The organism is Kocuria sp. CNJ-770 (assembly GCF_001942375.1).
In the GTDB taxonomy this organism is placed as follows: domain Bacteria; phylum Actinomycetota; class Actinomycetes; order Actinomycetales; family Micrococcaceae; genus Kocuria; species Kocuria oceani.
On the sequence record NZ_MKJW01000155.1, the window covers coordinates 42,918 to 57,786 of the forward strand.

The window sequence follows — 14,869 nt, forward strand, 5'->3', positions numbered from 1 at the left end:
GAGAATTCCCCGGTGATGGATACGCGACCGACCGACACCCTGCCCGGGCCCGCCCGGCTCGACCTGCCGCCGCTGCAGCTGGGCGGCCTCACGATCGACGTGCCCGTGGTGCTGGCCCCCATGGCCGGGGTGACCAACAAGGCGTTCCGCCGGCTGTGCCGGGAGTACGGCGGCGGGCTCTACGTCACCGAGATGGTCACCGCCCGCGCCCTCGTGGAGCGCCGGCCCGAGTCCATGCGGATCATCGACCACGACCCGGACGAGACCCCCCGCTCCATCCAAATCTACGGGGTGGACGCCGTCCACGTCGGCCGGGCCGTGCGCATGGTCGTGGAGGAGGACCGCGCCGACCACATCGACCTCAACTTCGGCTGCCCCGTGCCCAAGGTCACCAAGCGCGGCGGCGGGTCGGCCCTGCCCTGGAAGACCGACCTGTTCACCGCCATCGTGCGCACCGCCGTGGAGGAGGCCTCCCGCGGCGACGTCCCCGTGACCGTCAAGATGCGCAAGGGCATCGACGACGCCCACCTCACCCACCTCGAGGCCGGCCGGATCGCCCGGGACCTCGGCGTCGCGGCCGTGTCGCTGCACGGGCGCACCCTCGAGCAGCACTACTCGGGGACCGCGGACTGGAGCGCCATCGCCGAGCTGCGCGAGGCCCTGCCCGACGTTCCCGTGCTCGGCAACGGCGACATCTGGAGCGCCGAGGACGCCGTGCGCATGGTCGAGCAGACCGGAGTGGACGGCGTGGTCATCGGCCGCGGCTGCCAGGGCCGGCCCTGGCTGTTCGGGGACCTGCAGGCCGCCTTCGAGGGCCGCCCCGACCGCTTCCGGCCCGGGGTCGCCGAGGTCGCCCGCACGATCTACCGGCACGCGGAGCTGCTCGTCGAGATGTTCGGCGACGAGGCCAAGGGGCTGCGCGACATCCGCAAGCACGTCGCCTGGTACTTCAAGGGCTACCCGGTGGGCGGGGAGCTGCGGGCGCGGATGGCCCAGGTGCCCGACCTCGCCACCCTGCGCGAGCTGCTGGCCGAGCTCGACCTCACCCTCGGCTACCCGGGCCCGGCGGTGGAGGGGCCGCGCGGACGGGCCGGCTCGCCCAAGCGGCCGCACCTGCCGCAGGGCTGGCTGGACTCCCGCGAACTGGGCGACGCCGAGCGGCTGGGCCTGGTCGCGGCGGAGCTCGACGTCTCCGGCGGCTGAGCCGCCCTCCCCGACCAGGAAGGACCGGGCATGCCCCACACGTCCATCGAGATCGACCGCACCGGTTCCCCGGCCCCGGGCTACGAGGCCCGCGACGTGGCGCGCTGGGTGGCGGAGGACCACCACAACAAGTACCGCTCCGACTTCGAGCGGGACCGCGCCCGGATCCTGCACTCCTCGGGGCTGCGGCGCCTGGCGTCCAAGACGCAGGTCGTCTCCCCGGACACCGACGACTTCGTGCGCAACCGCCTGACCCACTCCCTGGAGGTCGCCCAGATCGGCCGGGAGCTGGGCCGGATGCTCGGCTGCGACCCCGACGTCGTCGACGCCGCCTGCCTCTCCCACGACCTCGGCCACCCTCCCTTCGGGCACAACGGGGAGTCGGCCCTGCACCGGCTGACCCGGCACATCGGCGGCTTCGAGGGCAACGCGCAGACCCTGCGGCTGCTCACCCGGCTCGAGCCGAAGGTGCTCGACGACGCCGGGGCGCCCGCGGGCCTGAACCTGACCCGCGCGGTGCTCGACGCCGCCTGCAAGTACCCGTGGCAGGCGCACGAGGCGCCGCTGCGCCCGGACGGGACCCGCTCCCCGAAGTTCGGGGTGTACGCCGACGACCTGCCGGTGTTCGAGTGGCTGCGGGAGGGCGCGCCCGCGCGCACGAAGTGCCTGGAGGCCCAGGTCATGGATCTCTCCGACGACATCTCCTACTCGGTGCACGACGTCGAGGACGCGATCGCCTCCGGGTACGTGCAGCTGGGCTGGCTGGCCGACACCACCCAGCGGGACAAGGTGCTCGAGATGACCCGGCGGTGGTACCTGCCCGGGGCCGACCCCGCCGTCCTCGACGCGGCCCTCACCCGCCTGGAGGACTCCTCCCTGTGGGTGCGGGAGATGGACGGCTCCCGCAAGGACCTCGCCCGGCTCAAGAACATGACGAGCCAGCTCATCGGGCGCTTCGCGATGTCCGCGGTGGGCGCCACCCGGGACATCTACGGCGAGGACCCGCTGACCCGCTACGACGCCCAGCTCGTCGTCCCGCAGGACACGGCGGTGGAGATCGCGGTGCTCAAGGGCATCGCCACCACCTACGTCATCACGGTGCGCGACGCCCAGCCGATCTACGACAACCAGCAGGAGGTGCTCTCCATCCTCGTGGGCGCGCTCATGGACTCGGACGGGCGCTACCTCTCGCACGCCTTCGCCGCCGACTGGCACGAGATCGGCGAGGGTCCGGGGACGGAGACGGCCCGGCTGCGGCTCGTGGTGGACCAGATCGCCTCCCTCACCGACCTCTCCGCCGTGGCCCTCCACGACCGGATCCGCGGCACGCACTGGCGGGTGGGGGACAAGCCTCTCTGGTGACACCGGCGGCGGCACCGAGCATCCCGTTCAACGGATGTGAGCTGGGTCTCCCCGGCGGGCGCTTCCTAGAATCGTCGGACCTGTGCTCCTCCTCACAGAAGGTCTGAACGCCATGAGCTCCTCTCCCGGGTCCGCCGCGCACGCGGCGTCCACCCCCGCCGGGCGTCCCGCGCCCGTGCTCCGCTCCCGCGCCTGGGTGGCGCCGCTGTGCTGGACGGCGGTGCTGCTCGACGGCTTCGACGCCGTGGTCCTGGGCGCGGTGCTGCCGTCCATGCTCGAGAACGGCGCCCTGGGCATGACCACCGCCCAGGGCACCGCCGTGGCCACCGCCGGGCTCCTGGGCATGATGATCGGCGCCCTCGCGATGGGCTACCTCACCGACCTGCTCGGCCGCCGCAGGATGCTCATCGGCGCCGTGGTCCTGTTCTCCCTGCTGACCTTCGCCGCGGCCTTCTCCCCGAACGTGCTCGTCTTCGGCCTCCTGCGCTTCCTCGCGGGCCTGGGCCTGGGCGGATGCCTGCCCACCGCCATCGCGATGGTCACGGAGTTCGCCCGCCGCGGGCGGGGCGCCAACGCCACCACGCTGGTGATGACCGGCTACCACGTGGGCGCCGTGCTCACCGCGGCGGTCGCCATCGCCGTGGTCCGCCAGTTCGGCTGGCAGGAGATGTTCGTCCTGGGCGCCCTGCCGGCCCTCGTCCTCGTGCCGCTGATGGTCGTCCTCCTGCCCGAGTCCCCGTCCTGGCTCGCATCGCAGGGCCGCGCCGCCGAGGCCCGCGCGGTGGCCGAGCACTACGGCCTGGAGATCGCCCACCGCTCCGCGGCGGAGGAGCAGGCCGAGAAGGCCGGCGCCAGGATGCTGCTGGCCCCGGGCTGGCGCCGCAACTCCGTGGCGATCTGGGTGGCCTCCTTCATGGGCCTGCTGCTCGTCTACGGGCTCAACACCTGGCTCCCGCAGATCATGCGCGCCGCCGAGTACGACCTCGGCAACTCCCTCGGCTTCCTGCTCATCCTCAACGTGGGCGCCATCCTCGGCCTGGCCGTCGCCGGCCGGGTGGCCGACCGGATCACCCCGCGGGTGGCGGGCATCGTCTGGTTCCTCGGCTCGGCGGCGCTGCTGGCGGCGCTGGCGATCCGGCTGCCCCTGCTCGGGATCTACGCCCTGGTCCTCGTCACCGGCTTCTTCGTCTTCTCCTCCCAGGTGCTCGTCTACGCGTTCACCGCGGCCAACCACCCGCCGCGGGTGCGCGCCACGGCCCTGGGCATGTCCGCCGGCGTGGGCCGGCTCGGGGCGATCTCCGGGCCCATCATCGGCGGGACACTGCTGACCGCCGGGCTGGCCTATCCCTGGGGCTTCTTCGCCTTCGCCGCGGTGGGCGGCCTGGGCGGGCTGGCCCTGGCCGGCACGAAGACCCGCCAGGAGCTGCGCGAGACCGCCCGCTGAGCCCCGCCGCGCCCGGGGCCGCACCAACGGCCCCGGCGGCACTGCACCGCCGCCGGGGTCCGGCCGGGCGCGTCGGGCGGCGCGCCTAGACTGTTCCCGTGGCAGGACTGATCAGACGCGAGGACATCGACGAGGTGCGCGCGCGCACCGACATCAAGGAGATCGTCGACGGCTACGTCACCCTCAAGAGCGCCGGCATCGGCTCCTGGAAGGGCCTGTGCCCCTTCCACGACGAGCGCTCGCCGTCCTTCCACGTCCGGCCGCAGATGGGGACCTACCACTGCTTCGGCTGCGACGAGTCCGGGGACGTCATCGCGTTCCTGATGAACATCGACCACACCACGTTCGCGGAGACGGTGGAGAAGCTCGCCGCCCGCGTGGGCTACGAGCTGCACTACGAGCAGGGCTCGGGGCCGAAGAAGGAGGAGGTCGGGCGCCGCCAGCGGCTGCTGGACGCGCACAAGGTCGCCGCCGAGTTCTTCCAGCGCCACCTCTACACCCGCCAGGCCGCCCCCGCCCAGCAGTTCCTGGGGGAGCGGGGCTTCGACGGCGAGGCGGCCAAGCGCTACGGGGTGGGCTACGCCCCGCGCGGCTGGGACCACCTGCTCAAGCACCTGCGCGAGCGCGGCTTCACCGACCAGGAGCTCAAGCTCACCGGGATGTTCTCCGAGGGCAACCGCGGGCTCTACGACCGCTTCCGCGGGCGGCTGGTGTGGCCGATCCGCGCGGTCGCCGGCGAGGTCATCGGCTTCGGCGCCCGCAAGCTCGACGACGACGACCCCGGCCCCAAGTACCTCAACACCCCCGAGACGGCGCTCTACAAGAAGTCCCAGGTGCTCTACGGGATCGACCTCGCCAAGCGGGAGATCGCCAGGCAGCGCCGGCTCGTCGTCGTCGAGGGCTACACGGACGTCATGGCCTGCCACCTGGCCGGGGTGACCACGGCCGTGGCCACGTGCGGCACCGCCTTCGGCCCCGAGCACATCAAGATCGTCCGCCGCTTCCTCTCCGACGACGGCGGCGGGGGCGAGGTGGTCTTCACCTTCGACGGCGACGCCGCCGGGCAGAAGGCAGCCCTGCGCGCGTTCGAGGAGGACCAGAAGTTCGTGGCCCAGACCTACGTGGCGGTCGAGCCCCACGGGATGGACCCGTGCGACCTGCGGCTGGCCCGCGGCGACGCCGCCGTGGCCGAGCTGGTGGAGAACCGCCGGCCCCTGTTCGAGTTCGCCATCCGGGCCACGCTGAAGAACTACGACCTCGACACCATCGAGGGCCGGATCCGGGCCATGCGGGCGTGCGCGCCCATCGTGGCGCGGATCCGGGACCGTTCCCTGCGCCCCGCCTACGCCCGCCAGCTCGCGGGCTGGCTCGGCCTGGACCCCGCCGAGGTCCAGCGCGCCGTCGACGCCGCCGGCCGCGCCCCCCGGGAGGGCGGGCGGAGCCCCCGCGGCAGGAGCCCGAGACCTCCGGCCCGCCCGCCGTGGAGCTGCCCGATCCGCGCGAACCGGTGGCCCGGATGGAGCGCGAGGCGCTCGAGACCGCGATCCAGTGCCCGGACCTGATGCTGGAGCGGCACTGGGAGGAGTTCGGCCTCAGCGTCTTCCGCTACCCCGTGCACGGCGCCGTGCACGACGCCGTGCTCGCCGCCCGCGCGGGACTCCTCGGCGACGGCGCCGGGGTGCCCGGCGGCCAGGTGTGGGTGGACGCCGTGCGCGGGCACCTGCCCGAACCGCTGCACGGCTTCCTCGCCGAGCTCGCCGTGACCCCGCTGCCGGCCACCACCCAGCAGCAGCTGGAGCGCTACACGGCGGACATCCTCAACCGGCTCTTCGAGCTGCAGATCAACCGGCGCAAGTCCGACCGGCTCGCCGAGCTGCAGCGCACGGACCCCGCCGGGCAGCGGGAGCGCTACCAGCAGCTCCAGCGCGAGCTGCTGGAGCTGGAGATGCAGCGGCGCAGCCTGCGCCAGGACTGAGCGGCGCGCCGGGCTCGCAATTTGTCGAACCCTGCCCGGGGCGGTACAGTAGTGGCTCGTTGCACGCGTGCGTGCACGGTCCCCCGTAGCTCAATTGGCAGAGCATTCGACTGTTAATCGAAGGGTTACTGGTTCGAGTCCAGTCGGGGGAGCAGCACAGAAGGCCCTCGTCGGCGGAAACGCCGACGAGGGCCTTCGTCGTGCCCGGCCCCGCGACGGACGGAGCACCGCGTCGGGAAACTCGGCAGACAGCTTCTCCGTCCGCACCCGCCCGATCTGCGACGACCGTCACGACGGACCGCGGGCCCGCGAGCGCAGTGCGGCTCAGAGCTCAGGAGCTGCCGGCACCGGCACCGGCACCCGCTCCCGGATCCGCACGGTTCCCTGGACGTGCGGCCTGCGCTCGGCGAGCACGGCACACGTGGCCTCCAGCAGGATGTCGAGGCCTTCTTCGAGCTCTTCCCGGGTGATGTTCAGGGCCGGCATGGTCTTGAGCACCTCGGACTGCGGGCCCGAGGTCTCGACGAGCAGGCGTCGTTCGTAGGCGGCCGCGGCGATCCTTTCCGCCAAGTCCGGATCGGGGAAGTGCACCCCGGCCAGCAGGCCCCGCCCTCGGCACGTTGCTCCCTCGACGCGGGCGGCGATCTTCGAGAGGCCGGTTGAGAGCTGCCTCCCGCGCTCGGCGACGGACCGCTCGAAGGCCCCGCCGTCGGCCCAGTACTTCTCCAGAGCGGCAGTCCCGGTGATGAAGGCGGCGTTGTTGCCGCGGAAGGTCCCGTTGTGCTGGCCGGGTTCCCACACGTCCAGCTCCGGGCGCAGGAGGACGAGTGCCATGGGCAACCCGTAGCCCGAGATGGACTTCGACAGGCACACGATGTCCGGCGTGATGCCGGCCTCCTCGAAGCTGAAGAAGGTCCCGGTGCGCCCGCAGCCGGCCTGGACGTCGTCGACGATCAGCAGGACGTCGTGGGCCCGGCAGAGCGCCTCGAGCCGGCGAAGCCACTCCGCACGGGCGGCGTTCAGGCCGCCCTCGCCCTGGACGGTCTCCACAATGACGGCGGCGGGCCGCTCCACACCGGAGCTGGCGTCCGCCCAGGTCTTGGCCAGCCAGGAGAAGCTCCACGACGGATCGTCGAGGTAGCGGTCGTAGGGCGCCGTGGTGACGAACGGCAGCGGGACTCCCGCGCCGTTGCGTTTCATGGCGTTGCCGGTGACGGACAGGGACCCCAGGGTCATGCCGTGGAAGGCGTTCGTGAAGGTCACGATGCCGGTGCGGCCGGTGTTCAGCCGTGCCAGTTTCAGGGCGGCCTCGACGCTGTTCGTCCCGGTGGGTCCGGTGAACTGGACCTTGTGGTCCAGGCCACGCGGCCGGAGCACCTGCTCCTCGAAGGCCACGAGGAAGCGGCGCTTCGCGTCGGTGTACGTGTCCAGCGAATGGACGACCCCGTCGGCGGCCAGGTAGTCGATCAGTGCCCGCTTGAGGTCCGGATCGTTGTGTCCGTAGTTCAGGGCCCCCGCTCCGGAGAAGAAGTCCAGGTAGATCTGACCGTCCTCGGCCCGGAGCCGGGAGCCGCGGGCGGTCTCGAAGACGGCGGACCAGTTGCGGCAGTAACTGCGGACGTTCGACTCGAGGTCCTCGAAGATGGTGGTTGACATGAGCATGACTCCCGATTGATGAGAAGTGGACGAGGCGGCCGTCGAGTCGTCCGGCGTCCGTGCGGAGCGCTCGTCGGTCGCGTAGAGCTGGGTGCCGGTCCGGACGGATGTCGTGGCGGGCCGGGGTGTCCGGTCATGAGGGGGTTGGGGGGATCAGTCACGGCCGCGCGGGGGTCGATGCGGCGGGGCGCGCGATGGTGGAGTGGAATGTTCGGCAATCACTGGCCGGGCGGACACAAAATCGGGCATGGCCCAGACCATAGCCATCCGCAAAGGTGTCGCACAGGAATCCTCGAACATTACCGATATTTCTCCTGAGCGTTCGGCAAGAAATTGCGAATGCAATTATTTCTTAAAGCTTCCTCGCTGTGACGTGCTGAAACATGACGCAGACCTTTCTGCCGTTGGCATCTGCGGAGTTAGTCTGACTTCCGTCCGACCGCTCCGGTGGGGGAATCCGGAGTCGTCGTCAGGAATAATCAAAGTCGTGATCCGGGCATAACCGTGCTCGAAGCACGGCTCATTTTGAAAAGCTTCGAAATGGGGGCCGCATGAGCTCGAGTGTTGACAGCAGGCGGGAGCAGCAAGGTTCGGAGACGTCGACGGCCCAGTGCGGACGGGACCACCCGGTCCTCACGTCCTTCCCGGGGGAGAACCATGTCGAGGGCCTTCGTGGGACCCGATTGGAGCGGCTCTTCGAGGCGGTCTGTGATCGCCTCCGCCTTGACGGTCATGCAGACCGCCTCGCCGTCGACGCGGACGGGATGCGCCTGAGCTACGCAGAGCTCGACGCACGGGCGAACCGGGTGGCTCGCCACCTCCTCGAGATCGGGGCAGCGCCCGGCGATCGGATCGCGCTGCTCTTCGACCACGCCGTCCCCGCCTACACGGCCATGCTCGCGGTGCTGAAGATCCATGCGGCCTACGTGCCCCTAGACCCGGCATTCCCATCGGACCGGATCGCCTACATCATCGAGGACGCCGAGGTCTCACGGGTGCTGACGCTGTCAAGCCTGCAAACCGTCCTGTCCGATGTCACCGCACCTCTCCTGTGCCTCGATCGCGAACAGGAGCGAATCGACCACTGCGACTCCTCCAGGGTCGATCTCGAGCCGAGCGCAGGAGATCGGGAAGACCTCGCCTACATCATCTACACCTCCGGCTCCACCGGCCGCCCCAAGGGGGTTGCCATCGAACACGCCAGCATCTGCAACTTCGTCAGTGTGGCCGCCGAGGTCTACGGCATCCGGTCGCACCACCGCGTCTACCAGGGCATGACCATCGCCTTCGATTTCTCCGTAGAGGAGATCTGGGTTCCGTGGATGGCTGGGGCGACACTCGTCCCTAAGCCTCGTGGCACAGCACTGCTCGGCCCCGAGCTGGCCGACTTCCTGGCCGAGAAGCGGGTGTCGGCGATGTGCTGCGTCCCGACTCTGCTCTCGACCATCGAGGACGACCTTCCCGAACTGGACTTCCTCCTGGTCTCCGGCGAGGCCTGCCCGCGGGACCTGATCGTCCGCTGGCACCGGCCCGGCCGTCGCTTCCTCAACGTCTACGGCCCCACGGAGGCGACGGTCACGGCCACCATGGCGATCGCTCACCCTGACCGGCCGGTAACCCTGGGCGAACCTCTGCCGACCTACTCCGCTGTCATCCTGGATCCGGAGGGAGCGAGGGTGCTTCCCCGGGGCGAACTCGGGGAGATCGGTCTTGCGGGCGTCGGTCTCGCGCGAGGGTACGTCAACAGGGACGATCTCACGGACAAAGCCTTCATCCCCGACTTCCTCGACATCCCGGACAACCCTTCGGGCCGGATCTACCGGACGGGGGACCTGGGCAGAATCAACGAGGACGGAGACATCGAGTACCACGGTCGCATCGACACCCAGGTGAAGGTGCGGGGCTACCGCATCGAGCTGAGCGAGATCGAGTCCGTCCTCCTGCGGGTTCCCGGGGTCGCCCAGGCCGTGGTCAACACCTACGAGCCGGAACCCGGGTTCGTGGAACTCGTCGGGTACTACACGGTCCGGCACGACACCGAGGTACCCGACGACCAGGACATCCGTCGGCATCTGCGTGAACGACTCCCCGGATATATGGTTCCGGCGTACCTCGAACGGCTTGACCGCATTCCCATGCTGCCCAGTGACAAGGCGGACCGGAAGAGCCTCCCGGCGCCGCGCGGGCACCGCACGACGGTCTGTGACGGCGCCTACGTTGCTCCTTCGTCCCGCACGGAGGAGGTCCTGGCGGCAGCCCTTGCGTCCGTCCTCCGCCTCGAGAAGGTGTCGGCGACCGCGAACTTCTTCTCCGATCTCGGCGCCAATTCGATGCTGCTGGCGCAGTTCACCGGTCGTCTGCGCAAGGACGCCCGTGTCCCGGTGCCGGCGATGCGCGACCTCTACACCGCGCCGACGATCTCTGCGCTCGCCGGTGCGCTCGACAGCGCTGCCGTGCAGGTATCGGAGCAGAGCCGGCCGATCAGGACGGATCGTCCGGAGCCCCTCGGCGCCGGGCACCACGTCCTGTGCGGCACTCTGCAGGCGGTGGTCTATCTCGTGGCCACCTTCGTAGCCAGCCTCGTGCTCCTGGAGGGTTATCTCTTCACCAGCAGCGGACAGGATCTCCCGGATGTACTCTGGCGCGCCTTCGTCTTCGGCGCCCTGACCCTCATCGGGTGGTGCGTGTTCCCGATCGCGGCCAAGTGGTTGCTCGTCGGGCGCTGGACTGTCCGGGAGATACCGGTGTGGAGCCTCGACTACTTCAGGTTCTGGCTGGTCAAGAACATCATTCGCGCGACTCCCATGCAGATGTTCATCGGCACCCCTGTCTATCCCCTCTACCTGAGGGCGCTGGGAGCCAAGATCGGCCGACGCACGGCGATCTTCTCCCGCTACGTGCCGGTGTGCACCGACCTGCTGACGATCGGTGATGATGCCGTGGTGCGGAAGGACGCGCTGATCAGCTGCTACCGGGCGCACGACGGCATGATCCAGACCGGCACCGTCCGCCTCGGGCGTGATGCCCTGGTCGGGGAAGGGTCGGTCCTGGAGATCCACACAGCCCTGGGTGACGGTGCCCAGCTGGGGCACGCCTCTTCTTTGCACGTCCTCCAAGTGGTGCCTTCCGGGCAGCGGTGGCACGGGTCGCCTGCTCAGGTCACCGACTCGGACTTCCGGACTGTCGCGCCGACGGACTGCGGTATGCGCCGTCGTGTCGTCTACAGCATCCTCACCATTCTCTATCGGCTGGTATTGACGCCCGGTCTCGGCCTCGCCGTGCTGGGGCTCCTGATCCCCTTCTACCTCCGGCTCGGGCACCTCGACCACACAGAGCCGTGGTTCTACGCCCAACTTCTCGGCTTCGCGCTGCTCCTGCTAGTGCTCGGGCTCCTGCTCGCCGCCATCGCTCTGGCGGTCATCCCACGGGTCCTGAACCTGTGCCTCACGCCGGGGCTCATCTATCCCCTGTACGGCTGGCGCTACGCGGTGCAGCGAGCGATAGATCGGATGACCAACGTGCAGTTCTTCATGCGGCTGACGGGGGACAGCTCACTGGTCGTCCACTACGTGCGCCTGCTGGGATACAAGCAGCCCGGCCTCGTGCAGACAGGCTCCAACTTCGGGCTGGCCACGAAACAGGACAACCCGTACCTGGTCACCACCGGGAGCGGGACGATGGTCGCCGATGGACTGGCGATCATGAACGCGGACTTCTCCAGCAGCTCGTTCACCGTCTCGCCCGTGACCATCGGCGCCCGGAGTTTCTTGGGCAACAACATCTACTACCCGTCCACCGCCACGACCGGCGACAACTGCCTCTTCGCCACCAAGGTGATGGTGCCCGTGGACGGCGCTCGCCGCGAGGGTGTCGGACTACTGGGATCCCCGGCCTTCGAGATCCCCCGCACGGTTCGCCGGGATGTCGAGTTCAAGGCGCAGGCGAGCGGGTCCGAGCTACGGGCGCGGCTTCGGGCCAAGAACCGCCACAACGCTGTGACGATCCTTCTCTTCCTCCTGCGGACGTGGTTCTATGCCGCGGCAGGATTGCTGTTCGCCTCCTATGCGATCGCCTTTCACAGCGTCTACGACGTCTTTGCGGTCACCGCGGCGTTCCTGGGGATGCAGGTGTTCAGTGTCGCCTACTTCCTGCTGGCCGAGCGTGCCTCGCTCGGCTTCCGTCGACTTCAGCCGGTATTCTGCTCGATCTACGACGTGCCCTTCTGGCGCACGGAGCGTTTCTGGAAGCTCAGCTCCAGGGCCTATCTGGAGGCGTTCAACGGCACGCCGTTCAAGCCGATCATCTGGCGTCTGCTGGGCGTTCGGATGGGCCGGCGCGTTCTGGACGACGGCTGCTACATCCCCGAACGGACGCTTGTCAGCGTCGGAGACGACTGCACGCTGAACGTCCTTTCGATCGTGCAGTGCCACTCCATGGAGGACGGGGCCTTCAAGGTCGAACCGACAACGGTCGGCGCGCGGTGCACCCTCGGAGCAAACTCCTTCGTCCACTACGGCGCCACGGTTGCGGACGGCGCGCTGGTCGAGGCCGATTCGTTCGTCATGAAGGGCACGGAGATCCCGCCGTCCACGACGTTCGGCGGCAACCCGGCCCGTGAACTGCCGCATGCCTCCCCGCCGCCTCCCGCAGGAAGCGGCCGCCATACCGCCGTGGTCGGAACCAAGGGGCGTGGAGGCCGGCCTCCCCGGGCGGGAAACGGGCCACACGCGTCGGCCGGAGGCCGTCACGAGGCGCCGGCGCCCCTTCCGTGAGCACACAGGTGGTGGCGAGCGCTGGACCACAGGTGCACCCTCCCTGTCCCAGGTCAACGCCATGTCGGCTCCTCACCGCGGAATTTGATGCTGCGGGTGCAGGAGCCCGGCCCTCGTGCGCGTCCGGGACGAAGCGGAGCAGACGTGCCCCTCAACCGCCGATGTACTCGCCGGTGACGGCGTTGACGGTGCCGGCCTCGATGCCCTCGCACTGGGAGACCCCGGCGTCGGTGACGGGGGTGTAGTTCAGGCAGAAGGCGTCGTAGTACGGCATCCCGGACTGCCAGGCGGCGTAGGCCTCGTCGTAGGTGAAGTCCTGGTCCGGGATCGCCCCGGGGCCGGGGTTGGCGCCCGGTGCGGTGGCGCAGGTCGCCGGATCGGCACTGTTGCTGGCGAGGTACTGGCCGAGGGAGTCCACGACGTCGACCTGCTGGCGGTCGATGCCCATCTCCGTGCGGTAGCTCTCGCAGAGGTCCACGGCGACCCCGGGGTCGTAGAGGTTCGTGCTCAGCCGGTGCACCGTGGGCCCCCCGCCGACCCCGCCCAGGATGTCGATGCCGGTGAGTGCCCCGGCGAAGCGGGCGCCGGCGTCCGTGCCCGTGAACGCCGCCAGCGGATCCGTCGCGGCCGGGTCCGCTGGGGGGTTGTCGGCGGGCCCGACCTGGGTCGGTTCCGGCTCGGGGGCCGGGGCGGTCGCCTCCTCCGAGGGCTCCGACGCCTCAGGGGCCTCGGAGGCCGTGGCGGATGCGGACGGCGACGCGGCCGGGGCGCTGGAGGAGGACGACCCGTCCCCCGGTTCCCCGGCGTCGTCGGAGCAGGCGGTCAGGGCGAGGCCGGTGGCGAGGACCAGGGCGGCGAGGGGGGTCTTCTTGCGCACGGAGTACTCCTGCAGGGGCGGGGGGCGAGGCACGTACTGCACACTGTAGGGCGCGCCGGCCCGGCAGCGGCGGAGGACGCCCCGCCTCCGTGTCAGCCGTCGAGGCGGATCCGGACCCCGTCGACCGGCTCGGGCAGCCCGTGGACGGCCGTGTGGTTGAGCACGGTGTTCCACACGGCGATCCGGACCTCCGTCTCCGTCAGGTCGGCCGGACGGCCGGAGACCACCACGGACCACTCCCGGCCCTCGGAGAGCACGTCCGCGCTGGAGACGCCGATGCCCCGGGCGGACAGGGAGCGCAGGACGTCGTCGCGCACCGGGGTCGCGGCGGTACGGGCGGTGCGGGTGATGACGGTCATGGCGGGGTTCCTTCCGAAAGAGCACGAGACAGCGCACTTCCCATTCAGCCGCATGGAATGGCTTCTGTGATGCCCGCTCTTTGCGGGACAGCGCGGCCCCGCGGCTGTGGGCCCCTCGGCGGACGGGCGCGCTGCGGAGAGGTCTCCGCGCTGTTCGGCGCCGCCGGGCCGGGGAACCGGTCGGGCCCCTCGACCGGGCCCGGGGCCTGGAGGCCTGCCGACCCCGTGCGCGCCCGCCGGCGGGCGGCCCGATGGTAGCTTGGTGCTCAGTCCACGTACTTTTTCTCATCATCAACGGAGGCGGGCATGAGTCATTCGGTAGGCCCCAGCACGGGCGGCACCTCGGGAGCGGGGGCGGAGCGCACCGACCCCGGGACGGCGTCGATCCTGGATGTCGTCAAGGTCTTCGGCCGCCTGCTGCCCAAGCAGCTCAAGGACGAGGCGCAGCTCGCGAAGATCGAGCTCACGGAGAAGGCCAAGACGCTCGGGAAGGGCGCGGCCTTCGTCGTCGTCGGCCTGGTCTTCCTGCTGCTGGCCACCATCGCGCTCGTCGGCGCCGCCATCGCCGGCCTGGCGCAGGTGATGCCGGCGTGGCTGGCGGCACTGCTGCTGGGCGTGCTGTTCCTGATCATCCTGGTGATCGCGGCGCTCATCGGAGTGGCCACGATCAAGAAGGCCCTGCCGCTCGTCCCGCGCAAGGCCGTCTTCGGGCTCAAGTACGACCTCGGGGTGGTCAAGGAGGGCTCCGCCTACACCGAGGGCCGCGTCCAGCGCGAGGAGCAGCTGGCCCGCGAGCGCAAGGAGCAGGAGCAGCGCGAGGCGGCCCAGGACCCGGCCCGCCAGAAGCCCCCGGCGCCGACCGAGGAGCAGCTGCGGCACCGGCTCAAGCTGCGCCGCGAGCACCTCAAGACGCTGCGTGACGACGTCCAGGGCCGCGCCGAGACCATCCAGTCCACGACCAAGGGCTTCGTGGACCGCACCAGCCGCACGGTCCGGACCACGCCCAAGGACGTCAAGAGCATCCTGGCCCAGGGCGGCGGGACCCGGTCCGGCTCGCGTCAGTCCGGCCTGGGGGAGCGCTGGCAGCCGCTCACCGTCCTGGCCGTGGCGAGCAGCGCGTTCCTCGTCTTCCTGCGCAGACTGTTCCGGTGACCACGGCGTCCACGGACCCCCCGTGGGCGCGCACACCGGCCGAAGGCCCGGAAGCCACCGGCTTCCGGG

At 70.4% G+C, this 14,869-nt stretch carries 8 protein-coding genes, 1 tRNA gene and 1 pseudogene; 7 read left to right on the top strand and 3 right to left on the bottom strand.

Annotated features, from left to right (window positions below; all coding sequences use genetic code 11):
* Positions 1-15: 15 nt before the first annotated feature.
* The 5 genes and pseudogenes from dusB (at position 16) to BJF77_RS18270 (ending at position 6,136) form a co-directional block, all read left to right on the top strand.
* Positions 16-1,203 (top strand): tRNA dihydrouridine synthase DusB, encoded by a 1,188-nt coding sequence (gene dusB, locus BJF77_RS18250; protein ID WP_047801888.1) that lies wholly within the window; start codon positions 16-18, stop codon positions 1,201-1,203.
* 30 nt (positions 1,204-1,233) lie between these two features.
* Positions 1,234-2,565, top strand: a complete 1,332-nt coding sequence (locus BJF77_RS18255; protein ID WP_047801887.1) for a deoxyguanosinetriphosphate triphosphohydrolase — start codon at positions 1,234-1,236, stop codon at positions 2,563-2,565.
* 112 nt (positions 2,566-2,677) lie between these two features.
* Positions 2,678-4,009 carry an aromatic acid/H+ symport family MFS transporter gene (locus BJF77_RS18260; RefSeq protein WP_083665254.1) on the top strand — a complete coding sequence of 444 codons (1,332 nt, stop codon included), beginning with the start codon at positions 2,678-2,680 and terminating at the stop codon, positions 4,007-4,009.
* Between the two features lie 98 nt (positions 4,010-4,107).
* A pseudogene (gene dnaG / locus BJF77_RS18265) lies at positions 4,108-5,984 on the top strand (DNA primase).
* A gap of 79 nt (positions 5,985-6,063) precedes the next feature.
* Positions 6,064-6,136: transfer RNA gene (locus tag BJF77_RS18270), tRNA-Asn, on the top strand.
* Positions 6,137-6,308: 172 nt separating this feature from the next.
* Here BJF77_RS18270 and ectB read toward each other — a convergent pair.
* Positions 6,309-7,640: a diaminobutyrate--2-oxoglutarate transaminase gene (gene ectB, locus BJF77_RS18275; protein WP_075873079.1), complete on the bottom strand. Its 1,332-nt coding sequence runs from the start codon at positions 7,638-7,640 to the stop codon at positions 6,309-6,311.
* Positions 7,641-8,323: 683 nt separating this feature from the next.
* Between ectB and BJF77_RS18280 the strand changes: the two genes are divergently transcribed.
* A complete protein-coding gene (locus tag BJF77_RS18280; protein WP_083665262.1) occupies positions 8,324-12,412 on the top strand; it encodes a Pls/PosA family non-ribosomal peptide synthetase in 4,089 nt (1,362 codons plus the stop codon).
* Between the two features lie 151 nt (positions 12,413-12,563).
* On the opposite strand, the gene BJF77_RS18285 is transcribed toward BJF77_RS18280, so the two are convergent.
* On the bottom strand, positions 12,564-13,289 hold the full coding sequence (locus tag BJF77_RS18285; protein WP_075873065.1) for a hypothetical protein: 726 nt from the start codon (positions 13,287-13,289) through the stop codon (positions 12,564-12,566).
* A 92-nt stretch (positions 13,290-13,381) separates the two neighbouring features.
* Positions 13,382-13,648: a hypothetical protein gene (locus BJF77_RS20315; RefSeq protein ID WP_075873066.1), complete on the bottom strand. Its 267-nt coding sequence runs from the start codon at positions 13,646-13,648 to the stop codon at positions 13,382-13,384.
* A 306-nt stretch (positions 13,649-13,954) separates the two neighbouring features.
* Between BJF77_RS20315 and BJF77_RS18295 the strand changes: the two genes are divergently transcribed.
* The gene (locus tag BJF77_RS18295) at positions 13,955-14,800 is read left to right on the top strand and encodes a phage holin family protein (protein ID WP_075873067.1); all 846 of its coding nucleotides are present in this window, start codon (positions 13,955-13,957) and stop codon (positions 14,798-14,800) included.
* Positions 14,801-14,869: the final 69 nt, after the last annotated feature.